The sequence below is a fragment of the Bradyrhizobium australafricanum genome, assembly GCF_020329495.1.
GTDB lineage: Bacteria > Pseudomonadota > Alphaproteobacteria > Rhizobiales > Xanthobacteraceae > Bradyrhizobium > Bradyrhizobium australafricanum.
In genome coordinates, this window is the sequence record NZ_JAGKJL010000029.1 from 50,540 (window position 1) to 76,845 (window position 26,306).

The following is a 26,306-nucleotide window of genomic DNA, read 5'->3' on the forward strand; positions in this document are numbered from 1 at the left end:
GTTTGCGCCTATACTAAACCACATGGTTAAGTATCAGGACGAGACGCTGGACCGCACCTTTGCGGCGCTTTCCGATCCCACCCGCCGCGCGCTGCTGGCGCGGCTCGGCGACCAGGAAAGCCTGTCGGTGAGCGAGCTGGCGCAGCCATTCGCGATGTCGCTGCCGGCGATCATGAAGCATCTCGACGTGCTCACCGATGCGGGTCTCGTCGCGCGCGAAAAGACCGGCCGCACGGTGGCGTGCCGGCTCACCGCACGGCCGATGGAGCAGGCGATGAACTGGCTCAATCGCTATGCGCAATTCTGGTCCGACAACCTCGACCGCCTTGCCGCCTTTGTGGAGGAAGAACCATGGCAAACCAATCCGCAGTCGCCGCCGACGTCGGCCTCGCCGCGCGTCCAAGCCTCACCCTCACGCGGCGCCTCCGCGCGCTGCCGGAAAAAGTCTACGCCGCGTGGACCGAGCCGGAAAATCTAGCGCAGTGGTTCGGACCGGGTGGGGTCAAGCCGGCCACGACGCGTGCGGAGCTCGATGTCCGCGTGGGCGGACGCTATCGCATCGGATTCATCGGCACCAACGGCGAATATCACGAGGTCGGCGGCGTCTATCGTGAGGTGGTGCCGAACGAGAAGCTGGTGTTCAGCTGGGCCTGGCATTCGACGCCCGAACGCGAATCCGAGGTGACGATATCGATCAAGCCGGATGCCGGCGGTACGTTGCTCACCTTCCATCACGCGCAGTTCGTCGATGAGACCGCCCGCGACAACCACCAGCGCGGCTGGACCGCATTCCTCGGCAATCTGGAAAGCTTCGTCGACGCCTGACCTGCAAAGGAGTATCTCATGCAACAGCACATGATCGTCTCGCGCGAAGAATGGATCGCAGCCCGCAAGGCATTGATGGCCGGTGAGAAGGAACTGACCCAGGCTCGCGAAGCGCTCAGCCGGCAGCGCCGCGAACTGCCCTGGGTCAAGGTCGACAAGGACTATGTGTTCGACGGGCCGGGCGGCAAAATGACGCTCGGCGATCTCTTCAGGGGCAGGCCGCAGCTCGTGGTGCAGCATGTGATGTTCGCGCCGGAGTGGGACGCGGCGTGCAAGAACTGCTCGTTCTGGGCCGACGGTTTCGAGCGCATGGTTCCGCATCTCGCCGCACGCGACACCACGATGATCGCGATCTCGCGGGCGCCGCTCGTCAAGCTCGCCGCATTCAAGGCGCGGATGGGCTGGACCTTCGATTGGGTCTCCTCGGGAGAGAGCGACTTCAACTACGATTACGGCGTGTCGTTCACGCAAGGGCAGATCGATGCGGGGGACGCGAAATACAATTATGGAACGACGCCGCTCTATGGTCCCGAACTTCCCGGCATCAGCGTGTTCTTCCGCGATGAGACAGGGAGCGTGTTCCACACCTACTCGACCTTCGCGCGCGGCCTCGACATGATGAATGCCGCCTATCACTATCTCGACCTGACGCCGCTCGGCCGCCACGAGGAAGGATTGCCCTATCCGATGGATTGGGTGCGGCTACGTGACCAGTACCAACCGGCGCCGGTTCAGGCATCCTGCTGTCACAGCTGATCGCCATTGCGAGGGGCTCGCGACAAAATTGCAGAGCAATTTTGCGTGGAAGCGACGAAGCAATCCATCTTCAGCGTTTGGAGAGATGGATTGCTTCGCTGGCGCTCGCAATGACAGGGAGCCCAAACAGCAGGAAACCGCCCAATGCCTTACGTCGATGGATTCATCGTCGCCGTGCCGAAGAAGAAACTCAAAGCCTATGCGCAACTCTCGAAGAAGGCCGGCAAGGTCTGGCGCGAGTATGGCGCGTTGGATTATCGCGAATGGGTCGCCGACGACGTCAAGCCGGGCAAGCTGACCTCGTTTCCGCAGAGCGTGAAACTGAAGGCCGGCGAAACCGTCGTGTTCGCCTGGATTACCTACAAGTCGCGCGCCCAGCGCGACCGGATCAACGCCAAGGTGATGGCCGATCCGCGCCTGGCATCGATGAGCATGGGTGACGTGCCGTTCGACGGCAAGCGGATGATCTATGGCGGCTTCGCCAGCCTGGTGAAGGTCTGACGCGGCACGGTTTCGCCGCAATCCGCGCAGTAACCAGCTGTTAAACATCACGCTCGGCAAGCCGCGCGATGCCGCTTGCGTTTACTTGGTGATCCCGTATACTTTGCAATACAAAGTTCGGGCGAATCATGCGTGACCTCGACAAGGCGTTGGCCGATATCCTCGCCATCCGCAGCCAGATTGCGGCCGGAACGGCGTTCCGCGGCTACGGTCCGGCAACCGTCGCCGCCACCAGCGGCATCGCGCTGGTCACGGCGCTTGCGCAATATCTCTGGCTCGCCGATCCCACCGCTCATCCGATCGCGTTCCTCGCAGGCTGGGCGGCGGCCGCGTTGGTCTCCGCCGTGCTGATCTGGATCGAGATGCAGGCGCGCTCGCGGCGGCATCATTCCGGCCTTGCGGACGCGATGGTCCAGCAGGCGATCGAGCAGTTCGTCCCGGCTGTTATCGCCGGCGTGCTGCTCGCTGTCCTGCAATGGAAGTTCGCGCCCGAGACGCTGTGGATGCTGCCCGGCCTGTGGCAGGTGCTGGTCAGCCTCGGCGTGTTCGCCTCGGTCCGCCTGCTGCCGCGCACGATCGCGCTCGGCGGCGCCTGGTATTTCCTGTCGGGCTTCACGGTGCTGCTGATTGCAAGCCAGAGCCACGCGCTGTCGCCCTGGACCATGGGACTGCCATTCGCGATCGGCCAGTTGCTGCTCGCAGCGCTGCTCTATTTCGCTTCAGGAGGCCATGATGCCGAAGACTGACCTGACCACCGCGCCGTTCGCCTATGATGGCCTCGACCGCGTCATCCACGAGAAGGCGCGGCTCGGGCTGTTGACCTCGCTGATGGCGCATCCGAAGGGGCTCGCCTTTGCCGATCTCAAGCAGCTCTGCGGCCTGACCGACGGCAATCTCAGCCGGCACCTGCAGGTGCTGCAGGAGGCCGGTCTCGTCGACGTCATCAAGGGCTATGAAGGCAATCGTCCGCACACCACCTGCCGCCTGACCAAGAGCGGTCGTCGCCGTTTCCTCGACTATCTCGCCGTGCTCGAGCAGCTGGTGCGTGACGCGGCCAAGGCTGCCGGCACGGCAGAAAAGGCTGCCGGCAAGGCTGAGAAGACCGTCGGCAAGGACGACGGCGCAGCCGGCCGTCTCGGTATCCAGCCGGTTTGAACCATCCCATTTTGTCCGGAGACTTTGTGATGCAAAGTAACGTCGCGCTCAAGCCGGAAGCCGCCATCAGGCTCCATGTCGGCATCATCATGGACGGCAATGGCCGCTGGGCGACGCGGCGCGGCCTGTCGCGCCTGCGCGGACACGAGGCCGGCGTCGAGGCGATCCGCCGCATCGTCGAGGCCGCGCCGGACCAGGGCGTCGGCACGCTGACGCTCTACGCCTTCTCGAGCGACAATTGGCGCCGTCCGAAGGCCGAGGTCGCGGCACTGATGGGGCTGCTGCGGTTCTACCTCGCCAACGAGATCGCCGCGCTCGTGCGCAACGGCGTTCGCCTCACCGTGATCGGCCGCCGCGACCGGCTGCCCGACGGCATCGCCGCCGCGATCACGCGCGCCGAGGCCGAGACCGCCGGCGGCACCACGCTGCATCTGCGCATCGCGATCGACTATTCGGCGCGCGACGCCATCCTGAACGCCGCCGCGCGCGCGGCCGGCGCCGGCGAGCTCAGCCGCGAGACGTTCGCCGATCTCATCACCGGCGAGGCCGGCCTGCGCGACGTCGACCTGATCATCCGCACCTCCGGCGAGAAGCGGCTGTCGGACTTCCTGCTCTGGGAGGGTGCCTATGCCGAGCTGCATTTCACCGAGCGGATGTGGCCCGAATTCGATGCCGACGATCTCGCCGACGCACTCGGCTCCTTCCATCGCCGCGAGCGCCGCTTCGGCGGACTGACCGCGATCGCGCCGGCGGAGGTGCCGAACCTCTAGCGCGTCAAGCCGCGCCAACTGCTCTCTTCCTAAAGCCCGGCCGGGGGGTTGGGCTCTCTCTCACAAGATGCGGGGACGAACGATCACGCCAACCAAAGCGGGAGCGATCATCCATGCGCATTCTTCTCATCAATGTACCGCATCTGGCGATCGGCAGCCGGATCCCCGACGACCATCTGCCGCCACTCGGCCTGTTGTCGATCGGCGGCCCCCTGATCGATGACGGCCACGACGTTGGTCTTATCGATGCCGAGTTCGGGCCGATGCCGGTCCAAGCCATCGTGGCGGCGGCATCGAGATTTGCACCGGATGCGGTGCTGTTCGGCCATTCCGGCTCGACGTCGGGCCATCCTGTGATCGCCGAGGTGGCACAGGCGATCGTCAAGGCCGTGCCCGGTGTCCGGATCGTCTATGGCGGCGTGTTTCCGACCTATCACTGGCGCGACATCCTGCGCGAGGAGCGCTACGTCACCGCGATCGTGCGCGGCGAGGGCGAAGAGACGGCGCGGCGTCTGATGCGGGCGCTGGAGGCCGGCGAGGATCTCCGCATCATCAACGGCATCGCATTCCGCGACGATTACGGGCCGCGCGTGACGCCGCCTGCGCCTGTCATCCGTGATCTCGATGCCTATCGCGTCGGCTGGGAATTGATCGATCACGCGCGCTATAGCTATTGGGGCGGCCTGTGCGCCGTCGTCGTGCAGTTCTCGCGCGGCTGTCCGCACCTGTGCAATTACTGCGGCCAGCGCGGCTTCTGGACGCGGTGGCGGCATCGCGATCCCGTGCGGTTTGCAAAGGAGCTGGCGCGGCTCCATCGCGAGCACGGCGTCAAGGTGATCAATTTCGCCGACGAGAATCCGACCGTCTCGAAGAAGGCGTGGCGGGCCTTTCTGGAAGCCTTAATCGCGGAGGATGTCGATCTGATCCTGGTCGGCTCGACCCGCGCCGACGACATCGTGCGCGACGCCGATATCCTGCATCTCTACAAGAAAGCGGGGTGGCAGCGCTTCCTGCTCGGCATGGAGAACACCGACGAGAAGACGCTGGAGCTGATCCGCAAGGGCGCGACCACCACGATCGATCGCGAAGCCATCCGTTTGATGCGCCAGAGCGGCATCCTGTCGATGGCGACCTGGGTGGTCGGCTTCGAGGAGGAGACCGATCGCGATCATTGGCGCGGTCTCAGGCAGCTGTTGTCCTATGATCCCGACCAGATCCAGATGCTCTACGTCACGCCGCATCGCTGGACGCCGTATTTCCGTCTCGCGGCGGAGCGGCGCATCATCCAGACCGATCGCAGGCTCTGGGATTACAAGCATCAGGTGCTGGCGACCCGGCACATGCCGCCATGGCGCGTGCTGCTCTGGTTCAAGTTCACCGAGATGGTGCTGCAATGCCGCCCGAAGGCGCTGCTGCGCGTGCTGCTTCACCGCGACGCCGGGCTTCGTCACGCGATGCGCTGGTACACGCAGATGGGCCGCCGGGTCTGGCCGCACGAAATCCTCGGCTTCCTGCGCGACAAGAGGTTGAAGAACGGGCCCACCGTGCAGGAATTTTGGGGCGCGCCGCAAGATATGGAGGAGGAATCGATGTCGTCGCACCGGCCCGAGCGCCGAGTCGGCACATCACGCGCTGCGTAAGTCGATACCGTCTTGTCGGGTTCTGGATATCTGGCGCTGATGACTGGACGCCTCAGTCATCAGCGCGATAATTTCCAGGTCGGCTGCGCAGAACAAAAAGAACCGTGGCGGTCGAGGCGTCGAGTTGAGCATACAGGTTGCGATCTTAAAAATATTGGCCAGTCACGTCCGCGGCAAAGCCACAATCAATTCACTCAAGCACGATCTCGCCGTGCTCTCATCGAGCGGCGACGATTGGCATGCGCGGATCAAACGTCTGGCGTCGCGGGTCCCCGAACTCGACATCTTTAGCCATGGCTATGTGCTCCGTGACGTCGAAGGCTGGGAGATCACATCGGCCGGTCGCGAGTTCCTGCGTGCGCTGGAAGCGGTCACGCAAGACAATCTGCCGTCCGCGCCATCGGCCGATACCGTAATCCGCGCCGAGGGCAGGCTGATCGTGGTCGGTCACCGCTTCAAGAATCGGGTGCGGGCACCGAGTGATCCCGAACAGAGCACATTGGCGCGCCGCCGGCCGATCCGCGAGCCGCATTGAACCTCACTGCGCTGCACGCGACCTACCTTCGGGACGTGGCTCCGGAGGTCGCAAATGACTGCTTTGGCTCAATCGATCGCACGCGCGTTTCCGGCCAATTCGCTTCGGAGCAGCATCGCCCGGCACGTCCTGCTGCTTGCCTCCGCGGTCCTGTTCGTCGCGGCGCTCAGGGCAGGCTACGGCCTCGATCTCAGCGCTGGTCTCTTCTAGCCGCGCGACAAATTATCCGGCGGCAAGTCATATTGGGTTAACCGGACCGAGGTAGCCGGGCGCACCCTTTCCTTGCATCTCGAACCCGGGCCGGTCTTCCATGGATAAGCCGATGCGCTGCCAGTGCGGCAGGACGCGAACCATTGTGCTCGACAAGCATTTCCGCACCGCGCTGGTATGCCCGAAATGCGATGAAGTTCAGCCGGCCGGGCCCGCCAGGCCGGAGGAACGGGTGTTGACCGCACGCTAAAGCGCGGTCGTTTTCGGCGCCGAAACCCGCTAGGTTCCGTCCGACGAAACGGACCAAAGCGAAACCCGATGCCGCAGCCTTCCGACACCGCCGCCATCACCCTTGCCGACATACGCCGTGCCGCGGATGTGATCCGGGATGCGGTCATGGTCACGGCCTGCAACGAGAGCCGCACGCTTGGCGAGATCTGCGGCTGCCGCCTGTTCCTCAAATTCGAGAACCTGCAGTTCACCGCGACGTTCAAGGAGCGCGGCGCGCTGAATCGCCTGCGGGCGCTGTCGCCCGAGGAGCGCAAGCGCGGCGTGATCGCGATGTCTGCCGGCAATCACGCCCAGGGCGTGGCCTATCACGCCAAGCGGCTCGGCATCCCCGCTACCATCGTGATGCCGATCGGGACGCCGATGGTGAAGATCGAGAACACCAGGCGGCACGGCGCCGAGGTGATCATCACCGGGCAGACGCTGGAAGAATGCTTCGCGTTCGTCGGCTCGCATGCCGCGCAGAAGGGCTTGATCCTGATCCACCCCTATGACGATCCGCTGATCATTGCAGGACAAGGCACGATCGGACTTGAAATGCTCGCGGCTGTGCCGGAGCTCGATATACTGGTGGTGCCGATCGGCGGCGGCGGGCTGATCTCGGGCATCGCCACGGCCGCAAAGGCGCTGAAGCCGTCGATCCAGGTCGTCGGCGTGCAGGCCCAGCTCTATCCGTCAATGTACAATGCGGTCAAAGGCGAGCAACTGCCGATGCGCGGCGACACGCTTGCCGAGGGCATTGCGGTCAAGGCGCCCGGGCAGATCACCACGAAAATCGTGCGCGAGCTCGTTGACGACATCATCCTGGTCAGCGAGGACCAGATCGAGCGCGCGGTCGCGACCCTGATCTCGATCGAAAAGACGGTGGTCGAAGGCGCCGGCGCCGCCGGCCTCGCGGCGGTGCTCGCAGCTCCCGAGCGCTTTGCGGGCAGCTCAGTCGGCCTGGTGCTGACCGGCGGCAATATCGACACCAGGCTGATCGCCTCGGTCCTGACCCGCGAGCTCGCGCGCGAGGGACGGCTGACGCAACTGGCGCTCGACATCGTCGACCGGCCCGGACAGCTCGCGGCGGTGTCGATCCTGCTTGCCGATGCCGGCGCCAATATCATCGAGGTCTCGCATCAGCGCACCTTCTCCGATCTTCCGGCGAAGGCGACGCTGCTCGAGCTCGTGATCGAAACCCGCGACCGCGCCCATCTGGAGGACGTGCTGGCAAGGCTCAGCGCCGAAGGATTCGCGGTGCGGGAAACTTAGCGACTTTGCGCTATCTGCCACGAACTGAAGTACCTAACCGTCATCCTGACGAGGCCGCAACGCGGCCGTCTCGAAGGATGAGTCGGCCACCAGCCGGGCCGTGCACCCTTCGAGACGCGCACAAGTGCGCGCTCCTCAGGATGACGGATTTCAATGGGCGAACTAACCCTCGTTGTCCCCCGCCGCCAGCTCGGCGAGCTTCGCGATGGTGTTGATGTTGCGTGCGGTGCCCTTGGCGGCGGCGGGGATCTTCAGCTTCGAGCGGCCCATGCCGCTGCCATAGGCGACATAGATCTCGCGCTTGCCGAGCCGCACCTCTTCGTTCTGCTGGCCCTTGATGTCCTTCAAGGCGTCCTTCGGCGGCGGCTCGTCGAAGAAGATCGCGACAGTATAGTTCGGCGGCGCTTTCGGAAACGGATTTGCCCTCAGCACCGCGGCGATCTCGTCCGCGCTGCGGACGACGACGCCGACCGGCTTGCCGGTATAGGCCTGCAGCCGTCGCTCCAGCGCAGCCTTGACCTTGGCCGCGTCGAGCTTCGAGGAGAACACGACATTGCCGCTGGCGATATAGGTCTGCGCGTCGGCAAATCCCTCGTCGATGCACATCGCCTTCAACTCGGTCATCGGCAGCTTGCCGGTGCCGCCGACATTGACCGCGCGCAGCAGGGCGACGTAACGCGGCATCGACTAGCCGTCGGTTTTCTTCTTCGCCGGCTTCTTGGCCGGCGGCGACTCTTCCATCGCCTTCTTCATGGCGCGGGCATAGGCGTCGGCGGCGTTCTCGGCCGAATTCTGCAACCGCTTGGCGGTCGCGGTTGCGTTCAGCATCGTGCTCTTGGCCAGGAAGCGGAAGCGCGCCTTGGTCTCCTTGTCCTTGGCCTTGGCCGCGCGCGTGACCCAGACGGCCTGGCGCTTCTTGGCAGCCGCCATCACGGCCTTGGTCTGCGCTTTTGCGGTTTGCCGGATGACGGCGTCGAGGTCGGCTTCGGCCATTCAGATGCACTCATTGACTGGACATGCGCCGGGGCGGGCGCACGGAGGGAGGGGAGCTACCCCTAGCGTAACCGGTGCCGTTTGAACATGCGATCGTTTTGCGAATTCCCGGAGGATCGCATCGACCCCTGCACCGAGGCTTGCGCGGCGTGCGCTAGTCTCCTGACGACCCCGGCGGCACCTTCGGGCCGGCGAGCAGTCTGGCCAGCTCCACCTGCCGGCCTAGTCCGGTCTTGGCCAGCACCGCCTTGAGCTGGTTGCGCACCGTTTCGCGGGAGATGCCGAATGCGCCGGCGATTGCCTCGACGGTGCGTCCCTCGCCAATGCCGCGCGCAACGCGCGCCTCCGCCGGCGTCAGGTCGAACAGGCCCTGCAGCACTTCCGCGGTCGGCACCTCGGCCGGCACCACCGGCGTCACGATCACGATCGCCGCCGCGCGGTCGAACAGATCACGCGCCGCGCCATGGATCGGGACCAGATGCACGATCAGCGGCGGCCGATCCTCCTGCGCCGCGATCGGCACCGAGCGCACCTCCACGCTGATCAGTCCCTGATCAAGCGCGGCTAGCGCCTGTGCGAACAGCGCATCGGCAGTGGTCGCCGCCAGCGTCAGGCGCTCGCCGCGATCCTGCATCACGTCGGGCACCAGGCGGTCGAACAGCGTGTTGGCTGCCATCAGGCGGCCGCCGCGCCGCAGCACTGCCGCGGGCAGGCCGAGCATCGCCAGCGATTCGGCTGCCGCCCTGGCGCGCTCCATCCCGAGCCGTGCCGACAGCAGCGCGGCACGCGCCAGATGCGGCCGCAGCGCGTCGAGCTGCTCGATTGCTTCCCGCTCGATCGGTCCGTGCTGGTATTCGCGCTCGACGCTGTAGATCAGCACGTCGCCGCTCGGCACCGGGATCGCAGTACCGGCGCCCCATCCGAGCCCGCGCGGGCGGAAGAATTCGCGGATCTGGAAGTCCTGCTGCACCTCCTCGGGCGTATCGAACACGTCGATGTCGCGCAGGAAGCCGGCATGGTTGGCCGCGAGCAGGCGCGGCAATCGCCCGTTGCGCTCGTGCCAGCCGCCTTCGACATAGGCCACCGTGTCGTCGTGCATGTCGGGGGATGCGACCCAGCGGACGTCGTGCGGGGCCGCCGTCAGCAGCACGATACCGCGCGCACGCGCGATCGCACCGACCTGATGCAGGACATTCGGCCACAATTCGGGGACGACCGCGGCCTCATAGGCCAGTTCAATCAGATGCTCGTGCAGGTCGTTCGCCATCGGTCATCCCAAAAACCGTTGTTGCCCAATAGATAAACCCGGCGACCCCGGAAATATTGCGTAAAGCAATTCAGCCCGAGCCACGAGTCCGGGTTATTCCGGTGCGCGTTCACGCGCATCAGGGGGAAATTACGACGTTTTCGCCGCTCTTCTTCGCGATTTTCGCGCGGGCACGTGGGCCTCGCTCGCTCGGCCGCGACCCGGCGCGCGGCCGCCGGCGCCCGGACGACGAATACCAAGGCCGATGCCAGGTCGGCGGGGGCAGGCTCAAGACTTGATAGAGACTCGATAGAGACTTGATGAAGACCCGATAATCAGGGCCCGACGATCATCGCCGCGTGTGGCAAAATCGAAGCTGCGTGACAGGTGGAAATATTCGGAAGCATCTCGAAACCCGATTGGCGTGACTGGCGCTGCGCCAGCCCCGCCGGCGTCACACATTTGCAACGCTGCACGCGATCGTTCGAGCATGAACATCCTTTAATTTGTATCCGCGCAACCCGTGGCGCCAGCTAGGGCATGATCCGGAAAAGTGCGAAGCGGTTTTCCGAAAAGGATCATGCCTAAGGGGCGGCCTTAAGCGCGATGACGATTCAAACCGGGTCTCATCGCGTTGTGAGCGGCCACCTCTGACATTCATGCGAGCCATCGTCGGCTCGGGGAGAGTCGATGATCAGTCGCAGGGCTCTTTCCGGATTGTTGATGACGCTGGTCGGCCCCTCGTCGCGGACCGGCAACGACAGGCTGGCGCTGGGCCATTGCCAGGGATCATGCGCGAATGTCGACTTGCCGACCCTTGGCTACGATCAGTTCTGCCGGTCGTTGTTCGATATCGCGGCAAGCGGCAGGCTGCATGCGGTCGCAACCGGTTCGGAGATTCGCGGAGAGATGCGATCTCTCTTCCGCGCGCGGCGGCTTTATCGGCCGTCGCGTGACGAGATCCGGGTTCTCTGGCGCGCGCCCGCGGATGGCTTCTCGGTCGTGAAGGTCGAGTTCGATCTGGAATGCGGCGTGCCGGTGCGCGGATGTCTTGGAATTCCCGACGGAGAATTCAAGGGATTGATCCTGCTCGGCCACGGCATGGCGAGCACGCCGGAGCGCTGCTTCGACGATGCCGACAAGGACTACATGAACGCGCTCGGCAAACGGCTATGTCGGGACGGCTATGTCGTCTGGTGTCCTTACATCATCCAGATCGGAAATCAGGAGAGCCAGAACAACATCGCCGCGATGCTGGCATCTCACGGCATCTCCGCCCACAACGTGTCATGCGCATCGCTCGACGCCGGCGAAATCGTTTGCAGGAAGCTCACCGGCGCGTCGGGTTTGAACGTCGGCGTCTACGGGGTGTCCTGGGGCGCCTTTTCTCGCGCTGCATCTGGAAGCCGCGACGGGGCGGATGCGGCCGACTGTCGTGTCCGGATATATGCGCGACGAGAAGAGGTTTCTGATGTCATCCGTGATCACCAGGAATCTCGGCGTCGAACTTGCGGCCTACATCCATTTCAGCAACGGCCGCGCCAAATACGCCGGCGCGGAGCTGGCGTACTTGCTCTGCCCGTGTCCGCTGTTCGTCGAGATCGGGAGCCGTGACGGTGCAAACGCGCTGGAACTTGGGCGGGACGAAAAGTTTTCTCAAATGCAGTCGATCTACGCATCGTCAGGCCATCCGCATTTGATCGACATGGACATCTTCGACGGTGTGCACGAGGTCAGCGGCAAGCTCGCGCGGCCGTGGCTATCCGAACGTCTAGCGTCGCCAGCCTATCAAGACACCGCTCGCTTGAAGAACGCCATCGCGCTGTGAGCGGCAGCCTGACCTCGACCGTACCGAGGGTACGTTCGCGTGGATCACATTGACGGGAGCTTTCGGCGCCGGCGGCATGCACTGAGCCGGTCCGCGCGGCCGCAATGGCTGTGTCATGGTGGCATTGCAGCGCTCTTGAAAGCTGGCTGTCGTCGGGATCGGCGCAACGATCGCGGTCGAGTTGCAGGATTGTCGGATTGGCCGCGTTATGATCTGCTGCAACGCACCTGCCCATCCTGACCTTCGGGTCTGAGGGAACTCGACGTCATATCCGTCTCGTAGCGTCTGTTGGTAGCCGAAGGGTTGGACTGCATGAGTGGTACGGAACGCATGCTCGGTGGCTTGGCAGGGTTTCTCGTATCGGCGGGACTAATGGCGGCGGGAGTATCGGCGGCCCATGCCCAGGCGGGGCCGCCCGGGCCTCCTGCCGTGGGCGTGTTCGAGGCGGTGAAGCGGCCGATCACCGAAACCAATGAATTTCTCGGACGCATCGAAGCCCCCAACCGCGTCAACGTGGTGGCGCGTGTGACCGCGTTCCTGGACAAGCGGAACTTTGTCGAAGGCTCCGAGGTCAAGGCCGGTGATCTCTTGTATCAACTCGAGCGCGGACCGTTCGAGGCCGATCTCGCATCGAAGAAGGCACAGGTCGCCCAGTTGCAGGCGACGCTGGTCAACGCCAAGCTGACCACCGATCGCGCCAAGGCCCTGATGGGCGGCCCGGCTGGCCAGCAATCCAATGTTGATGCGGCGGTCGCCAACCAGCAGAGCCTCGAGGCGCAGGTGCAGGCCGCGCAGGCGCAGGTCGACCTGTCCCAGATCAATCTCGACTACACCATGATCCACTCGCCGATCGACGGCAGGATCGGACGCACCGCGGTCACCGAGGGCAACGTCGTGACGCCGAGCTCGGGAACCCTGACGACCATTGTCAGCCAGGACCCGATGTATGTCACGTTTCCCGTGCCGGTGCGCGAGGCGCTCGATCTGCGCGACCGTTATGCGACGCGCGGCGGCTTCAAGGCCGTCGTCATCCGCCTGCGGTTGCCGGACGGCCGGCTCTTCGACAAGACCGGCGAGCTGAATTTCGTCAACAACACGATCGCGCAGAACACCGATACCATCTCCCTACGCGGCACCATCCCCAATCCGCCGACATATACTTCCGTCGCGGCCGGCGGCTCGCTCCGCGAACTCACCGACAATGAGTTCGTGACCGTTCTCCTCGAAGGCGTGCAGCCGGTCGAGGTGCTCGCGATCCCGCGTTCGGCGGTGCTGTCGGACCAGCAGGGCGAATATGTCTATGTCGTCGGCGCGGACAACAAGGCCGAGCAAAGGCGGATCCGGCTTGGGCAATCGACCGCAACGATTGCGGCGGTGACGAGCGGCATCTCGCTCGGCGACAAGGTCGTCGTCGAGGGGTTGCAGAAGGTCAAGCCGGGCGAGGTGGTGGCGCCGGGGCCCGTCAGCGCGCTGATCCAGTCGAGCATGAAGGTTTCGGCGGACAGCGGCGCGAGCAACACGCCGAAATCGACGGGCAATAACCCATGATTTCTGCCGTCTTCGTCGATCGTCCGCGGCTTGCGATCGTCATCGCGTTCGTGATCACGATCGCGGGCGCGCTGGCGCTGATGCAGATTCCGGTCGCGCAGTTCCCGGACATCGTGCCGCCGCAGGTCACGGTCTCCGCCGTGTTCCCCGGCGCATCGGCCGAAGTGGTGGAATCGAGCGTCGCCCAGCCGCTGGAAGCGCAGGTCGTGGGTGTCGACAAGATGCTCTACATGAAGTCGACCAGCGGCAATGACGGCAGCTACACGCTGACGGTCTCCTTCGCGCTCGGCACCGATCCCGATATCAACACCGTCAACGTCAACAACCGCGTGCAAAGCGCGCTCGCGCAATTGCCGACCGAGGTGCAGGCGCAGGGCCTGACCGTGCAGAAGAAATCCTCGGCGGTGCTGCAATTCATCGTGCTGTACAGCAAGAGCGGCGATCAGGATCCGCTGTTCATCACCAACTACGCCATCATCAACGTGCTGGACGCGATCTCGCGCACGCCTGGTGTCGGACAGGCCTCGCTGTTCGCGAAGCTGAACTATTCGATGCGGATCTGGTTCGACACCCAGCGCCTGACCAGCCTCAACCTGGCGCCGTCGGACGTGATCGCCGCGATCAGGGCGCAAAGCGTGCAAGCGCCGGTCGGCCGCATCGGCGCGCGTCCGATCAGCAACGACCAGCAGTTCCAGTTCAACGTGCAGACGCAGGGCCGCCTGACGACATCCAAGCAGTTCGGCGACATCGTGCTGCGGGCCAATCCGGATGGATCGGTGCTGCGGATCAGGGACGTTGCTCGCGTCGAGATCGGCGCGCAGAACATGGATTCGGAGTCGCGGATCGACGGCAATCCCGGCGTGCCGATGGGCATCTATCTCGCGCCCGGCGCCAATGCGGTGACCACGGCCAAGGCGGTGCAGGCCACGCTTGCGCGGCTGTCGGAGCGGTTTCCGCCGGGGTTGACATATCTCGTGCAGTACGACTCCACCACCTTCGTGTCCGATACGATCAAGGAGGTGATGAAGACGCTCGGCGAAGCCTTCGTGCTCGTCGTGATCGTGGTGTTCCTGTTCCTCGGCAATCTGCGCGCCACGGTGATCCCCGCGGTCGCGGTTCCGGTCAGCCTGATCGGCGCCTTCGCGGTGCTGCTGGCGCTCGGCTATTCCGCCAATACGGTCTCGCTGCTGGCGATGGTGCTGGCGATCGGCATCGTGGTCGACGACGCCATCGTCGTGGTCGAGAACGTCGAGCGCGTCATGGAGGAGGAGCCGGAGCTGTCGCCGGCCGACGCCACCAAGAAGGCGATGGCGCAGATCACGGCGCCGATCATCGCGATCTCGCTGGTGCTGCTCTCGGTGTTCGTGCCGATCGCGTTCATCCCGGGCATTTCCGGCACGCTGTTCCGCCAGTTCGCGGTGACGATCAGCGCCGCGATGGTGATCTCGGCGCTGAATGCGCTGACCTTGTCGCCCGCACTGTGCGCTGTGTTCCTGCGTCATGGCGGGCCGCGCCGCGGCATCATGGGACGGGTGCTCGGCAGCATCGACTGGGTACGCGACCGCTACGCCGGCGTGGTGCAACGGCTGGTTCGTGTGGCGGTGCTGTCGCTGGTTGCGGTGCTGGTGTTTGCCGGCGCGGTGTTCGGCGTGTCGAAGATCACGCCGACGGGCTTCCTGCCCGAAGAAGACCAGGGCGCCTTCTTCATCGCGGTGCAATTGCCCGACGGCGCGTCGGTGGCACGCACCAGCGAGGTCACCAAGCAGGTCGAGGCGCTCTTGAAGAAGAATCCGGCGATCGACCATGTGCTGTCGATCATCGGCTTCTCGCTGCTCGACGGTGCCAGCGAGCCGAATTCGGCATTCATGGTGGCGCGCATGAAGGCGTTCGCCGACCGCAAGGCCGTCACCGACTCGGTGCAGGCGGCGATCGGGCAGACCTTCGTCGGGGGATCGCAGATTCGCCAGGCTTCGGTGCTGCCGTTCAACCTGCCGCCGATCATCGGGCTTTCGACCTCCGGCGGATTCGAATATCAGCTCGAGGCGCTCGAAGGGCAGGATCCGGCCTCGCTCAGCAGCGTGATGGGCGGGCTGATCGGTGCTGCCAACCGCAATCCGAATCTGGCCCGCGTGTTCTCGACCTTCACCGCGACCAACCCGTCGGTCTATCTCGATATCGATCGCGCCAAGGCGCAGGCGCTCGGCCTCAACATGGCCGACGTCTTCACCGCGCTGCAGGCCACGCTCGGCGGCATCTACGTCAACAACTTCAACCTGTTCGGCCGCACCTGGCAGGTCAATGTGCAGGGCGATGCCGCCGATCGCCGCGACATTCCCGATATCTGGCAGATCTATGTGCGCAACAGCGGCGGCGAGATGGTGCCGATCCGCTCGATCGCAAGCCTGCGCATCGTGACCGGACCGCAGGTGATCACGCGCTACAACAATTATCGTTCGGTCACCGTGAACGGCAGCCCGGCGGCGGGCGTGTCCTCGGGCACCGCGATCGCGACGATGGCCGAGCTCTCCAAGTCGACGCTGCCTTCCGGCTATTCCTACGAGTGGACCGGCACGGCCTATCAGGAGCAGGCGGCCTCCGGCCAGACCGGCATCATTCTCGGCCTCGCGGTGCTGTTTGCCTATCTGTTCCTGGTCGCGCTGTATGAGAGCTGGACGATCCCGATTCCCGTGCTGCTATCGGTCACGGTCGGCGTGTTCGGTTCCTATCTTGCGATCAAGCTCGCGGGCCTCAACCTCGATCTCTACGGTCAGATCGGCCTCGTGGTGCTGATCGCGCTCGCCGCCAAGAACGGCATCCTGATCGTCGAGTTCGCCAAGGAGCAGCGCGAGGCCGGCAAGCCGATCGCGGAGGCCGCGACGATGGGCGCGCAAATGCGCTTCCGCGCCGTCATGATGACATCAATTGCCTTCATCCTCGGCCTGGTGCCGCTGGTGGTCGCGACCGGTGCCGCGGAAATCAGCCGCCGTGCGGTCGGCACCGCGGTGTTCGGCGGTATGCTCGCCGCAAGCTCGGTCGGCATCTTCCTGGTGCCGATGCTGTTCGTCACCTTCCAGGGCTGGCGCGAGGGTGTAAAGAACCGCTTCGGCAGACGGACCAAGGCGGAACAGCCTGCCTCGCATTAGATCCTGCCTAATCCCTTCGCGCATTAGGGAGGCGCGTGGGGCGGGTCTATGCTGCTGGCCTCATCGATGGAGTTCTGGATTGAGCGTTGCCTTCACCAAGGAAGAAAGTGCCGAGACCGCGTCCGAAACGCTGTTGCCGGACCGCCCCATTTCGCCGCATCCCAACCTGGTGACCGAAGCAGGACGCAAGGCGCTGGAGCGTGAGCTCCAGGCGGCACGCGAGGCCCTTGAGGCCGCGCAGCAGCTGGACGACGTCAACGAACGGCGGCGGCAGTCGGCGGTTCCGTTGCGCGACGCGCGCTATCTCACGGAGCGGCTCCGCACCGCGCAGGTCGTGCCTGACCCTGCTTCCACCGAAACCGTTGCCTTCGGTAGCACGGTGACCTTCAGCCGCGCCGACGGGCGGGTGCAGACCTATCGCATTGTCGGCGAGGACGAAGCCGATCCAAAGGCAGGCTCGATTTCCTTTGTCTCGCCGGTAGCGAGGTCGCTGATGGGCAAAGCCCTGGGCGACGTCGCAGGCTCGGGCGATCAGGAGCTGGAGATCGTCGCGATCGCTTAGAGAGTGATGGGATTAGATATCGGCCGCAAAGACGGCCTGCTCCCTCTCCCGCTTGCGGGGGAGGGCTGGGGTGGGGGCTCTCTCCGCGAGTCGTATCGTGGAGAGAGCCCCCACCCGCATCGCATTTTCAATGCGATGCGATCTCCCCCGCAAGCGGGAGAGGTGCAGCAAATCCTCCTCTGGACCGATTCCGCTGAAGCCAATCGCGCTTGATCACGCTGCCGGCAGGGCAAGCCGCTCGATAGTCTGAATATGCCGCGCCAGCAGGCTGCAGGCCTGTTCGATGTTGCGGGCGCGCAGCGCCTGCAGGATCACGCGATGATCCTGGCTCGGCCGCGGCCGCCAGCCGGCGTTGCGCGCCATCGCGAACACCAGTCGCGAATTCGCAAGCTGCAGGCCGTCGAGGCTGGCAAGCAGCCGCGGCATCGCGCACGGCGCCACCAGCGCATGATGAAAGGCGCGATTGGCCATCTCGAAATCCTGCACCGTCTCGGCATTGTCGCCCTCGATCATGGCGAGCTCGATCCGTGCCAGATGCGCCGATGTGAGCCTGGGAGCGGCGTTGCGCAACGCAACCACCTCGAGCGCGGCGCGCATCTCGGCGATTTCCTTCACCGACCTGGTGTCGAGCGGCGCGACCCGCACCCCGCGTCGCGGCACCGCAACAACGAGATGCTGCGCCTCCAATTGCCTGAACGCCTCGCGCACTGGGACGTGGCTCGAATGGAATTCGCGCGCGACATGGTCCTGCCGCAGCGGCGCGTCCGGCAGCAATTCGCCGCTGATGATGCGCTCGCCGATCGCTTCGGCGATGCGCCCCGCGGTGGTCGTGTTTTCGCCTTCGCTCATCATAGATTATCTATCGTAAAAACGGATGCGCGCGCGTGCTGGCTCGGCTAGCATCGTTCTAAGTTCACAGATCATAGATAATGCACCAGATTATCTATGATCCACAGCAAGCGAGAAAGCAAGCCCTATGGTTGATGTCGTGGAAATCGAACGGACCGACAGCCGCACCAGTGCAGCGCCCCGCAAGACCTGGGACCGTACCGAGGCTGAAGCACTCTACAATTTGCCGTTCGCGGATCTGATGTTCCAGGCGCAAGGCGTGCATCGCGCCAACTTCAATCCGAACCATGTCGAAACCGCGAGCCTGCTCAGCATCAAGACCGGCGGCTGCCCGGAAGACTGCGGCTACTGCTCGCAAAGCGCGCATTACGACACCGGCCTGAAGGCCACCCGCCTGATGCCGCGGGACGAAGTGGTCGCGGTCGCGCAGCGCGCCAAGGATGCCGGCGCAACCCGCTTCTGCATGGCCGCGGCCTGGCGCAGCCCGAAGGACCGCGATCTCGATCAGGTCTGCGACATGGTCAGCGCGGTGAAGGGCCTCGGCATGGAAACCTGCGTCACGCTCGGCATGCTGACGCCAAAGCAGGCCGAGCGTCTCTCTGACGCCGGGCTCGATTTCTACAACCACAACGTCGACACCTCGCCCGAGTTCTACGACAAGATCATCACCACCCGCACCCTGCAGGATCGCATCGATACGCTCGCGCATGTGCGCGACGCCGGCATCAAGGTCTGCTGCGGCGGCATTATCGGCATGGGTGAACAGGTCGATGACCGGCTCGGCATGCTGATGCTGCTTGCCAATCTCCCCAGCCATCCGGAGAGCGTGCCGATCAATCTGTGGAACGAGGTCAAGGGCGTTCCGGTCAACGACACCGCGGAACGGCCCGATCCGATCGCGCTGGTGCGTCTGGTTGCCACTGCGCGGATCATGATGCCGAAGAGCGTGGTGCGGCTGTCGGCCGGACGGCAATACATGACCGACGAGCTGCAGGCGATGTGCTTCCTTGCCGGCGCGAATTCGATCTTCATCGGCGATGTGCTGCTGACCACCGGGAACCCGCAGCGCGATCGCGACGCCGATTTGCTGGACCGGCTCGGCATCAACTCCGCCCTCGCCTGAGCGCAGCTCCGGCACGCGCGCGGCGGGATTCGCCGCGCGACCAACTACAAATCTGAGAGAGAAGCATGAGCGCAATCCATGCGGCCAAGGTCGCTGATTACGCCGCGGCCTTGCACGCCCTGAGCAAGGACGATCGGCTGCGCGGTCTTAAGCCGCGCGCGGGCATCGATTTCGTCTCGAACGACTATCTGGCGCTCGCGAACGCGCCGCGCATCAAGAATGCGGTCTCGGCCGCGCTCGAGGCCGGCACACCGATCGGCGCCGGTGGGTCGCGGCTGCTGCGCGGCAATTGCGAGGAGCACGAACGGCTAGAGGCCGAAGCCGCCGCGTTCTTTGGAGCCGAGACGGCGCTGTTCTTCGGTGGTGGCTACGTCGCCAATTTCGCCGTGCTGACGACGCTACCGCAGCGCGGCGACCTCCTGGTGCTCGATTCTCTCGTGCACGCCAGCATCCATGAAGGCGCGCGCGCCGGCCGGGCCGAATTCCGGATCAGCGCGCACAATGATCCCGGGTCGGTCGAAGCCACCATTCGCGGCTGGCGCGCCGAGGGTGGCACGGGCCGGGTCTGGATCGTGGTCGAAAGCGTCTACAGCATGGACGGCGACGTCGCACCGCTCGACGACCTCGTCGCCATCGCGGACCGGCACGACGCGTTCCTGCTGGTGGACGAGGCGCACGGCACCGGCGTCTATGGCGAGCAGGGGCGCGGGCTGACGACGTCCCATGAGGGGCGCGAGAACCTCGTGATCGTTCATACCTGCGGCAAGGCGCTGGGCGCCGCCGGTGCGCTGGTCACGGCCTCGACCGTGCTGCGCGACTTCATGGTCAATCGCTGCCGCCCGTTCATCTTCGCCACCGCGCCGTCGCCGCTTGTGGCCGTCGCCGTGCGCGAGGCGCTGCTGATCCTGCAGCAGGAGCCCGAGCATCAGCAGCGGCTGGCAAAACTGGTCGCGTTCACGCATCGCGAGCTCGACCTGCGCGGTTGGCGCAGCCCGTCGCGCTCGCAGATCGTGCCCTATATCGTTGGCGACAATGCGCGCGCGATGCGGCTGGCGTCTGCGCTACAGGCGCGCGGCTTCGATATCAGAGGCATCAGGCCGCCGACCGTGCCGGCAGGCACCGCGCGGTTGCGCATTGCGCTGACCCTCAATGTCGACGAGGACGACGTGCGCGCGCTGCTCGATGCGCTGGTCGAGGAGACGAAAGGCTGGTCGCGATGACGAGCCGGATCGTCGTCACCGGCACCGATACCGGGATCGGGAAGACGGTGTTCTCCGCGGGCCTCGCCGGGTTCCTCGGCGCGCGCTACTGGAAACCGGTTCAGGCCGGCCTAGAGGAGGAAACCGATGCGCAACTGGTCGCACGACTTGGCGGGCTCCCGGCCGATCGCATCGTGCCGGAGCGTTACCGGCTTCGGACGCCGGCTTCACCGCATCAGTCTGCCGCCCTCGACGGCGTGCGCATCGACGTTGCCGCGCTCGGCGTGCCCGATGCCGGGGACCGTCCGCTGGTGATCGAGGGCGCCGGCGGGCTGATGGTGCCGCTCGACGGCAGCACGCTCTATATCGATATCTTCGCGCGATGGCGCCTGCCGGTCGTACTCTGCGCCCGCACGGCGCTCGGCACCATCAATCACTCGCTGTTGTCGGTCGAGGCGCTGCGCACGCGCCGGATCGACATTCTCGGGATCGCATTCATCGGCGAGAGCAATCCCGAGAGCGAGCGCGCGATCTGCGAGATCGGGCAGGTGCGCCGGCTGGGCCGGTTGCCCTGGCTTGCTCCGCTTGCGGCAGACACGCTGCAGGCAGCGTTCAAGGCGTCGTTCCGGCGGGAAGATTTCAATCCATGACATCCGCTCGGAAGTCGCCGATCTGGCACCCGTTCACCCAGCACGCGCTGCACGGCGAGATGACGAGGATCGTGCGTGGGGAGGGCGCCTATCTCTACACCGCGGATGATCGCCGCATCATCGATGCGATCGCATCCTGGTGGGTCGTGACCCACGGCCATTGCCATCCGCACATCGTGCGCGCGATCCAGGACCAGGTGGAGCAGCTCAACCAGATCATCTTCGCGGGCCATACCCACGATCCGGCCGAGCAGGTCGCCGCGCAGCTGTTGAAGCTGGCGCCCGACGGGCTCGATTACGTGTTCTTCTCCGACTCTGGCTCGACCAGCGTCGAGGTGGCACTGAAGATGGCGCTCGGCTACTGGCACAATATCGGCGCGACGCGCACGCAGATCATCGTGATGGAAAATTCCTACCATGGCGACACGATCGGGACGATGTCGGTCGGCGCGCGCGGCGTCTTCAACAAGGCTTACGAGCCGCTGCTGTTCGACGTCGCGTCGATCCCGTTTCCGGCGGCCGGCCATGAGCAGGCGACGCTCGACGCGCTCGAGGCCGCGTGCAACGCGGAATCCGCGGCCGCGTTCATTGTCGAACCGCTGATCCTGGGCGCCGGCGGGATGCTGATGTATCCGCCCTGGGTGCTGAAGGAAATGAAGCGCATCTGCGCAGCCGCTGGCGTGTTGTTCATCGCCGACGAGGTGATGACCGGTTGGGGCCGCACCGGCACATTGTTCGCGTGCGAGCAGGCCGACATCGCGCCGGATATCGCTTGCTATTCCAAGGGCCTCACCGGCGGTTCGCTGCCGCTCGCGGTGACGCTGTGCCGTGCGGAGATCTACGACGCGCATTATTCCAGCGATCGTTCGCGCACCTTCTTCCATTCCAGCTCCTACACGGCGAATCCGATCGCCTGCGCCGCCGCAAAAGCAAACCTCGAGCTCTGGCAACACGGCGCGGGCGCGCGCACAGCCGTGGTGGCTGCGATGCAGGAGCGCCTGATCGCACCGTTCCGCGCCGACGCGCGCTTCGAGAACGTCCGTCGCACCGGGACCATCACCGCGCTTGATCTGAAGGCAAGTGATGCGGGCTATCTCGCCGGCATCGGCCCAAAGCTTCAGGCCTTCTTCGAACGCCGCAATCTGCTGCTGCGGCCGCTCGGCAACACGATCTACGTCATGCCGCCCTACTGCGTCACGGAGGCGGATCTTGAGGAGATCTACGACGGGATCAGGTGCGCGGCCGACGCGCTGGCTTGACGACGCGCTTCGCGCCCAAAGGTCAGGGATTGATGATTGCATCGCGGGCCGTGGTGCCCGCGATGGGGTCTCATACGAGATCGGCGTGCCCTTGCAGGCACGCCGATGAGCCCGATCATGAGTGTTGGTGTGGCGCCGGACGCGGCCTCGCAGCAGGATGCGGCCGTGGCGCCGGTCGTGACACATGCGGCGGCGCGGGCCGATGCACAACCGCTTGCGCGACGCGCGGTGCCGGTGGATGCGCGACCGCGCGTGGCTGCGGCGGTGCATGCTGCACGAGCTGCGGTCTTGACGCCGGCGGAGCGACGTGCGGCGCGGGTGCGGGATGTGCGCCGGTGCCGGGGAGAGCATGCGCAGTCGGCCCGGGCGGTAAGGCGTGTGCCGGCGGCAAAGCGTTCCCCGTCGGTAGAGCGTGTCCGGCCGGCGAAGCATTTGCTGTCGGTAGGGCATGTCCTGGCGGCGGAGCATTCCCCGTCGGGAGAGCATGTCCCGTTGGCAAGGCGCGCGCGGCCGCGGGTTGCGCGTGTCGGGGTGGCGGCGCCGCGATCGGCTTGCCCGGGCGCGCGGCCACCACGCCGGCGCCGCTGAACCGTGCTGCGTGCGCGGTCGCGGCGACCGCCGGATGACCATGGTTGTTGGCGAGCGTCAGCGCCGGATTCTTCATCGCCGCTTCCGCGTGTCGCGTCTGCTCGCCGGTCGCGGCCACGTGGTGCGCGCTCTGGGCCGCGAGCTGCTGCGGCGTCGGCTTCACCGTGGTGCCGCCGGTGCCGCCGTTGTAGCTGACGTTGGTCGTGTTGTTGACGACGGTCTTGTTGTAGACGTTGGTGACCGAGACGTTCGAGATGTTGTTGACGGAGCTGTTGTAGAAGAAGCTGCCGCCGCGCCAGTAGCCGCCCTCATAGCCGACGCCGGTGTAGCCGAAGCCATAAGAGATGCCGCCGTAGAAGCCGACGGTCGCGCCCCAATATCCGGCGTGGAAGGCGTAGGCGCCGTCGCTCCAGCCCCAATAGCCGGGTGTCCACAGCAATTCAGGCGCCGGCGGAAGCACCCATGTGCCGGGCACCCAGTAGTAACCGGTGTCGTCGCTCCATGCCCAATAGCCCGGAGTCCAGATGTAGCCGGGTGCGGGGATCGGCGGCTGAACATAGACCGGCAATGGCGGCGGCGCCGCATTGACGGTGATGCCGATGGCAAGCTGCGCGCGCGCAGCGTGTGGTGGTGAAAGACAGCAGAGGCTGAGAGCCAGGGCGAAAGGCAGTCCGGCGATGCGGCGCATGGCACATACTCCAATCTTCTTCCCCCAGCGTTGGAGTCGAATAGTGGCCGCGACATGAACCCGTTGTGAATGTTTGTGCTGACACCGTGATTTCGAGATCGCGCGACGGCGGGATCGTTAACGACGGCGAATGCAAGTCAGCTCGGTGTCAGGATGGAACGCGATCGAGCAGTCGCGTCAGCTTCATCACTGTGCCAAATAGTCGAATTTTCGATTTGAATTGGACGACGCCCCCCTGCGCATCATCAATCGGTGCCCGGAGCATCCGGCTGCCAAAGGCCGGGCAGGGAGGTTTGGCATGGCGCGATCCGCCGACATCGACATCAACGCGGGCGCGCGCCTCGACAGGCTGCCGATCTGCGGATTCCACTGGCGCATCCTGGCCCTGATCGGCGCCGGCATGTTCCTCGACGCGTTCGATATCTATCTGGCCGGTGGCGTGCTGGGCGCCGTGCTCAAGGAAGGATGGTCGACGCTCGAGCTCAACGCCGCATTCGTCTCCGCGACTTTTGTCGGGATGACGATCGGTGCCTGGTTCTCCGGTATCCTCGGCGACCGCTTCGGTCGCCGCTTCTCCTACCAGATGAACCTCGCGATCTTTGGCCTCGCCTCGATCGCCGCGGCCTTCGCGCCGAACATGATCGTCCTGATCGGCCTGCGTTTCATCATCGGCATTGGCCTCGGCGCGGAGATCGTGGTCGGCTATGCGACCTTGACGGAATTCGTGCCGGCTTCCTCGCGTGGGCGCTGGATCGGGCTGCTGGCCGTGATCACCAATTTCTCGCTGTTCGTATCCTCCATGGTCGGCCTGTGGGTGATCCCGACGCTTGGATGGCGCTACATGTTCGGCCTTGTCGGTTGTCTTGCGATGGTCGTCTGGATTCTGCGCAAGTCGATGCCAGAATCGCCGCGCTGGCTCGCCGCCAACGGACGCGCCGATGAAGCCGAGAAGATCCTGTCGGCGATCGAAGCCGAGGCCGCGCGCAAGGCGATACTGCCTGCCGTCGCTGCCCGCGCGCCGGTGCAGGAGTCTCCGGGCGCGGTCTGGCGTCTGTTCCAGCCGCCTTATCTCGCGCGCACGCTGCTCGGCAGTCTGTTGCACATCGTCGTCGGCTTCAGCCTCTATGGGTTCATCGGCTGGCTGCCGACCTTCATGGTCAAGGGCGGCCACAGCGTGGTTTCCTCGCTGGGCTATACCACGGTGATGGCGCTGGGCGGCCCGGTCGGATCGCTGATCGGGCTCGTGCTGGCGGACCGGCTCGGACGCAGGCTGTCGATCGTCTGTTCGTCGATTGCGGCAGCGGCGCTCGGTATCACCTATCCATACATGCCGGATGGTGTTGCGCTCGCGGGCGTGGGTTTCCTGCTCATCACCGCAATCTACGTGATGCTGGCGACCGGGTTCGCGATGCACGTCCCCGAACTGTTTCCGACGCGGTATCGGCTTCGCGGCACGGCGATCTGCGCCACGTCCGGACGCATCGCGACCGCGCTGGTCCAGTACGTCGTGGTTGCGATCTTCGCCTGGCAGGGGCTGACCGGCGTGCTGACGACCCTGGCCGGCATCCTCGTCTTCCAGGCCGTGGTCTTCCTCGTGTTCGGTTTCGAGACCAAGGGACGATCTCTCGAGGACGCGTCGGCGGTCACGGACGCCGAGGCGGGAGGGCGGTCGTCGATGGCGCGGAGGCCGGCGGACCTCGGCGCCTAGTTCAGATCGGAGCAGGCCGCCCTGATCCGGTCGCGGAGCCAGCCGTTCGCATTGCTCTGATCGTATCTGCGGTGCCAGTACAACATCCAGTCGAACGGCGCGGATTCGAACGGCAGTTCCTCCATCCTCAGATCATCGTCCATCAGCACGGTCGCGAGGTGCCTCGGCATCACCGCGAGCAGATCGGTCTTCTTCAAGACATGGGGCACGACCAGCCAATGCGGCACGTTCAGGGCGATGCGTCTTCGGTGGCCGCGTTCGGCGAGCACGTCGTCGACGAAGCGAAGGTCGGTCGGGCTCATCGAGACCTTCATGTGCTCCTGCGCGATGAAGCGCTCGAAAGTCAGCCGTGCGCGCTTGATCTGGTGTCCGCGTCGCATCAGGCAGACCATGCGGTCGCGCAGCAGCGTCTCGGAACGGATCGATGCGGAATGCTCGAGCCCCATGCTCACCGCGACGTCGATCTCATCCCGCTCCAGCGCATCGATCGTCAGGGCGGGCGGCAGATGGATCGTGTTGTAGGAAATTCGGCCCTCCGGCGGCCGCGTTGCGGCGAGCCGCGGCAGCAGCAGGCATGCGAGAATGTCCGACATCCTGATCGTGAAGGTGCGTTCCGTCCTGTCTGGATCGAAGCCAGCGTCGCTCGCCATCACGCGCTCGACCTGGCGCAGAACCTGGCGCAGCGGCTCCGTCAGTTCGGTGGCGCGGGGCGTCGGTTTCATCCCGGTCGTGGTCCGCACCAGGAGTTCGTCCTTGAACATCGCGCGCAACCGGTTGAGCGCATTGCTCATCGCCGGTTGGCTGAGGCCGACGCGGTCTGCCGCCTTGGTGACGTGACGCTCGGCCAGCAGTGCGTCCAGCGCGACGAGCAGATTGAGGTCGATGGATCGAAGGTTCATCCTTCATTCATATCGTGAATGACGAAAGATCACAAATCCATTTCATCTATGATGGTGCAGCGCGTATCAATCGATCAGGACCAAGGAGG

General features: G+C 65.0%; 27 protein-coding genes. 21 read left to right on the plus strand and 6 right to left on the minus strand.

The window, feature by feature from the left end; genetic code table 11:
* The first annotated feature begins 22 nt into the window (after window positions 1-22).
* From J6525_RS24655 to J6525_RS24705, 11 genes are all read left to right on the plus strand, one after another.
* Entirely contained in the window at window positions 23-478 is a 456-nt protein-coding gene (locus J6525_RS24655) for an ArsR/SmtB family transcription factor (protein ID WP_225646645.1), read from the plus strand.
* The gene (locus J6525_RS24660; RefSeq protein WP_225646682.1) at window positions 433-825 is read left to right on the plus strand and encodes an SRPBCC family protein; all 393 of its coding nucleotides are present in this window, start codon (window positions 433-435) and stop codon (window positions 823-825) included. The genes J6525_RS24655 and J6525_RS24660 overlap by 46 nt, the downstream gene beginning before the upstream one ends.
* An 18-nt stretch (window positions 826-843) precedes the next feature.
* Window positions 844-1,581, plus strand: a complete 738-nt coding sequence (locus tag J6525_RS24665) for a DUF899 domain-containing protein (RefSeq protein ID WP_225646646.1) — start codon at window positions 844-846, stop codon at window positions 1,579-1,581.
* A 144-nt stretch (window positions 1,582-1,725) separates the two neighbouring features.
* Entirely contained in the window at window positions 1,726-2,082 is a 357-nt protein-coding gene (locus J6525_RS24670; RefSeq protein WP_028335567.1) for a DUF1428 domain-containing protein, read from the plus strand.
* 128 nt (window positions 2,083-2,210) lie between these two features.
* Window positions 2,211-2,828: a hypothetical protein gene (locus tag J6525_RS24675; RefSeq protein WP_016843613.1), complete on the plus strand. Its 618-nt coding sequence runs from the start codon at window positions 2,211-2,213 to the stop codon at window positions 2,826-2,828.
* Window positions 2,815-3,237 (plus strand): transcriptional regulator, encoded by a 423-nt coding sequence (locus J6525_RS24680; protein ID WP_225646647.1) that lies wholly within the window; start codon window positions 2,815-2,817, stop codon window positions 3,235-3,237. Before J6525_RS24675 ends, J6525_RS24680 begins: the two co-directional genes overlap by 14 nt.
* Before the next feature lie 29 nt (window positions 3,238-3,266).
* Window positions 3,267-4,007, plus strand: a complete 741-nt coding sequence (locus J6525_RS24685; protein ID WP_018269238.1) for a di-trans,poly-cis-decaprenylcistransferase — start codon at window positions 3,267-3,269, stop codon at window positions 4,005-4,007.
* A 113-nt stretch (window positions 4,008-4,120) separates the two neighbouring features.
* Window positions 4,121-5,647, plus strand: coding sequence for a magnesium-protoporphyrin IX monomethyl ester anaerobic oxidative cyclase (gene bchE, locus J6525_RS24690; protein WP_225646648.1), 1,527 nt, complete (start codon window positions 4,121-4,123; stop codon window positions 5,645-5,647).
* A gap of 211 nt (window positions 5,648-5,858) precedes the next feature.
* A complete protein-coding gene (locus tag J6525_RS24695) occupies window positions 5,859-6,182 on the plus strand; it encodes an aminoacyl-tRNA deacylase (RefSeq protein WP_225646649.1) in 324 nt (107 codons plus the stop codon).
* 54 nt (window positions 6,183-6,236) lie between these two features.
* Window positions 6,237-6,392, plus strand: a complete 156-nt coding sequence (locus J6525_RS24700) for a response regulator (RefSeq protein WP_225646650.1) — start codon at window positions 6,237-6,239, stop codon at window positions 6,390-6,392.
* Window positions 6,393-6,710: 318 nt separating this feature from the next.
* The gene (locus J6525_RS24705) at window positions 6,711-7,934 is read left to right on the plus strand and encodes a threonine ammonia-lyase (protein ID WP_225646651.1); all 1,224 of its coding nucleotides are present in this window, start codon (window positions 6,711-6,713) and stop codon (window positions 7,932-7,934) included.
* 162 nt (window positions 7,935-8,096) lie between these two features.
* Here J6525_RS24705 and J6525_RS24710 read toward each other — a convergent pair whose 3' ends face one another.
* From J6525_RS24710 to J6525_RS24720, 3 genes are all read right to left on the minus strand, one after another.
* Window positions 8,097-8,618 carry a DUF1697 domain-containing protein gene (locus J6525_RS24710; protein ID WP_225646652.1) on the minus strand — a complete coding sequence of 174 codons (522 nt, stop codon included), beginning with the start codon at window positions 8,616-8,618 and terminating at the stop codon, window positions 8,097-8,099.
* A gap of 3 nt (window positions 8,619-8,621) precedes the next feature.
* Entirely contained in the window at window positions 8,622-8,927 is a 306-nt protein-coding gene (locus tag J6525_RS24715) for a hypothetical protein (protein ID WP_225646653.1), read from the minus strand.
* Window positions 8,928-9,081: 154 nt separating this feature from the next.
* Window positions 9,082-10,194, minus strand: coding sequence for a helix-turn-helix transcriptional regulator (locus J6525_RS24720; RefSeq protein WP_225646654.1), 1,113 nt, complete (start codon window positions 10,192-10,194; stop codon window positions 9,082-9,084).
* A 702-nt stretch (window positions 10,195-10,896) separates the two neighbouring features.
* On the opposite strand from J6525_RS24720, the gene J6525_RS24725 reads away from it, so the two are divergent.
* The 5 genes from J6525_RS24725 (at window position 10,897) to greA (ending at window position 17,254) form a co-directional block, all read left to right on the plus strand.
* Window positions 10,897-11,787 (plus strand): hypothetical protein, encoded by an 891-nt coding sequence (locus J6525_RS24725; RefSeq protein WP_225646655.1) that lies wholly within the window; start codon window positions 10,897-10,899, stop codon window positions 11,785-11,787.
* A gap of 46 nt (window positions 11,788-11,833) precedes the next feature.
* Window positions 11,834-12,001 carry a hypothetical protein gene (locus J6525_RS24730; RefSeq protein WP_225646656.1) on the plus strand — a complete coding sequence of 56 codons (168 nt, stop codon included), beginning with the start codon at window positions 11,834-11,836 and terminating at the stop codon, window positions 11,999-12,001.
* A 312-nt stretch (window positions 12,002-12,313) separates the two neighbouring features.
* Window positions 12,314-13,549 (plus strand): efflux RND transporter periplasmic adaptor subunit, encoded by a 1,236-nt coding sequence (locus J6525_RS24735; RefSeq protein ID WP_376708557.1) that lies wholly within the window; start codon window positions 12,314-12,316, stop codon window positions 13,547-13,549.
* Window positions 13,546-16,692, plus strand: a complete 3,147-nt coding sequence (locus tag J6525_RS24740; protein WP_225646657.1) for an efflux RND transporter permease subunit — start codon at window positions 13,546-13,548, stop codon at window positions 16,690-16,692. The genes J6525_RS24735 and J6525_RS24740 overlap by 4 nt, the downstream gene beginning before the upstream one ends.
* Before the next feature lie 79 nt (window positions 16,693-16,771).
* On the plus strand, window positions 16,772-17,254 hold the full coding sequence (gene greA / locus J6525_RS24745) for a transcription elongation factor GreA (RefSeq protein ID WP_076824576.1): 483 nt from the start codon (window positions 16,772-16,774) through the stop codon (window positions 17,252-17,254).
* Between the two features lie 213 nt (window positions 17,255-17,467).
* Here greA and J6525_RS24750 read toward each other — a convergent pair whose 3' ends face one another.
* Window positions 17,468-18,106, minus strand: a complete 639-nt coding sequence (locus J6525_RS24750) for a GntR family transcriptional regulator (RefSeq protein ID WP_176937236.1) — start codon at window positions 18,104-18,106, stop codon at window positions 17,468-17,470.
* A 124-nt stretch (window positions 18,107-18,230) separates the two neighbouring features.
* On the opposite strand from J6525_RS24750, the gene bioB reads away from it, so the two are divergent.
* The 4 genes from bioB to J6525_RS24770 all read left to right on the plus strand — a co-directional run bounded on the left by bioB (window position 18,231) and on the right by J6525_RS24770 (window position 22,334).
* Window positions 18,231-19,226 (plus strand): biotin synthase BioB, encoded by a 996-nt coding sequence (gene bioB, locus J6525_RS24755; protein WP_225646658.1) that lies wholly within the window; start codon window positions 18,231-18,233, stop codon window positions 19,224-19,226.
* A gap of 65 nt (window positions 19,227-19,291) precedes the next feature.
* The gene (locus tag J6525_RS24760; protein WP_225646659.1) at window positions 19,292-20,446 is read left to right on the plus strand and encodes an 8-amino-7-oxononanoate synthase; all 1,155 of its coding nucleotides are present in this window, start codon (window positions 19,292-19,294) and stop codon (window positions 20,444-20,446) included.
* Window positions 20,443-21,075, plus strand: coding sequence for a dethiobiotin synthase (bioD, locus tag J6525_RS24765; RefSeq protein WP_225646660.1), 633 nt, complete (start codon window positions 20,443-20,445; stop codon window positions 21,073-21,075). The genes J6525_RS24760 and bioD overlap by 4 nt, the downstream gene beginning before the upstream one ends.
* The gene (locus tag J6525_RS24770) at window positions 21,072-22,334 is read left to right on the plus strand and encodes an adenosylmethionine--8-amino-7-oxononanoate transaminase (protein ID WP_225646661.1); all 1,263 of its coding nucleotides are present in this window, start codon (window positions 21,072-21,074) and stop codon (window positions 22,332-22,334) included. Before bioD ends, J6525_RS24770 begins: the two co-directional genes overlap by 4 nt.
* 115 nt (window positions 22,335-22,449) lie before the next feature.
* Here J6525_RS24770 and J6525_RS24775 read toward each other — a convergent pair whose 3' ends face one another.
* Window positions 22,450-23,610: a YXWGXW repeat-containing protein gene (locus J6525_RS24775; RefSeq protein ID WP_225646662.1), complete on the minus strand. Its 1,161-nt coding sequence runs from the start codon at window positions 23,608-23,610 to the stop codon at window positions 22,450-22,452.
* Between the two features lie 298 nt (window positions 23,611-23,908).
* Here J6525_RS24775 and J6525_RS24780 point away from each other — a divergent pair, with 298 nt between their 5' ends.
* Entirely contained in the window at window positions 23,909-25,318 is a 1,410-nt protein-coding gene (locus J6525_RS24780; protein ID WP_225646663.1) for an MFS transporter, read from the plus strand.
* Here J6525_RS24780 and J6525_RS24785 read toward each other — a convergent pair.
* Entirely contained in the window at window positions 25,315-26,217 is a 903-nt protein-coding gene (locus J6525_RS24785) for a LysR family transcriptional regulator (protein WP_225646664.1), read from the minus strand. The two genes, J6525_RS24780 and J6525_RS24785, sit on opposite strands and share 4 nt — an antisense overlap.
* Window positions 26,218-26,306: the final 89 nt, after the last annotated feature.

Coding starts and splice junctions, on each gene's coding strand:
- J6525_RS24655 (WP_225646645.1), top strand. CDS start 23: ATGGTTAAGTATCAGGACGAGACGCTGGACCGCACCTTTGCGGCGCTT.
- J6525_RS24665 (WP_225646646.1), top strand. CDS start 844: ATGCAACAGCACATGATCGTCTCGCGCGAAGAATGGATCGCAGCCCGC.
- J6525_RS24670 (WP_028335567.1), top strand. CDS start 1,726: ATGCCTTACGTCGATGGATTCATCGTCGCCGTGCCGAAGAAGAAACTC.
- J6525_RS24675 (WP_016843613.1), top strand. CDS start 2,211: ATGCGTGACCTCGACAAGGCGTTGGCCGATATCCTCGCCATCCGCAGC.
- J6525_RS24680 (WP_225646647.1), top strand. CDS start 2,815: ATGCCGAAGACTGACCTGACCACCGCGCCGTTCGCCTATGATGGCCTC.
- J6525_RS24685 (WP_018269238.1), top strand. CDS start 3,267: ATGCAAAGTAACGTCGCGCTCAAGCCGGAAGCCGCCATCAGGCTCCAT.
- bchE (WP_225646648.1), top strand. CDS start 4,121: ATGCGCATTCTTCTCATCAATGTACCGCATCTGGCGATCGGCAGCCGG.
- J6525_RS24700 (WP_225646650.1), top strand. CDS start 6,237: ATGACTGCTTTGGCTCAATCGATCGCACGCGCGTTTCCGGCCAATTCG.
- J6525_RS24705 (WP_225646651.1), top strand. CDS start 6,711: ATGCCGCAGCCTTCCGACACCGCCGCCATCACCCTTGCCGACATACGC.
- J6525_RS24710 (WP_225646652.1), bottom strand. CDS start 8,618: ATGCCGCGTTACGTCGCCCTGCTGCGCGCGGTCAATGTCGGCGGCACC.
- J6525_RS24715 (WP_225646653.1), bottom strand. CDS start 8,927: ATGGCCGAAGCCGACCTCGACGCCGTCATCCGGCAAACCGCAAAAGCG.
- J6525_RS24720 (WP_225646654.1), bottom strand. CDS start 10,194: ATGGCGAACGACCTGCACGAGCATCTGATTGAACTGGCCTATGAGGCC.
- J6525_RS24725 (WP_225646655.1), top strand. CDS start 10,897: ATGACGCTGGTCGGCCCCTCGTCGCGGACCGGCAACGACAGGCTGGCG.
- J6525_RS24730 (WP_225646656.1), top strand. CDS start 11,834: ATGCAGTCGATCTACGCATCGTCAGGCCATCCGCATTTGATCGACATG.
- J6525_RS24735 (WP_376708557.1), top strand. CDS start 12,314: ATGAGTGGTACGGAACGCATGCTCGGTGGCTTGGCAGGGTTTCTCGTA.
- J6525_RS24740 (WP_225646657.1), top strand. CDS start 13,546: ATGATTTCTGCCGTCTTCGTCGATCGTCCGCGGCTTGCGATCGTCATC.
- J6525_RS24750 (WP_176937236.1), bottom strand. CDS start 18,106: ATGATGAGCGAAGGCGAAAACACGACCACCGCGGGGCGCATCGCCGAA.
- bioB (WP_225646658.1), top strand. CDS start 18,231: ATGGTTGATGTCGTGGAAATCGAACGGACCGACAGCCGCACCAGTGCA.
- J6525_RS24760 (WP_225646659.1), top strand. CDS start 19,292: ATGAGCGCAATCCATGCGGCCAAGGTCGCTGATTACGCCGCGGCCTTG.
- bioD (WP_225646660.1), top strand. CDS start 20,443: ATGACGAGCCGGATCGTCGTCACCGGCACCGATACCGGGATCGGGAAG.
- J6525_RS24770 (WP_225646661.1), top strand. CDS start 21,072: ATGACATCCGCTCGGAAGTCGCCGATCTGGCACCCGTTCACCCAGCAC.
- J6525_RS24775 (WP_225646662.1), bottom strand. CDS start 23,610: ATGCGCCGCATCGCCGGACTGCCTTTCGCCCTGGCTCTCAGCCTCTGC.
- J6525_RS24780 (WP_225646663.1), top strand. CDS start 23,909: ATGGCGCGATCCGCCGACATCGACATCAACGCGGGCGCGCGCCTCGAC.
- J6525_RS24785 (WP_225646664.1), bottom strand. CDS start 26,217: ATGAACCTTCGATCCATCGACCTCAATCTGCTCGTCGCGCTGGACGCA.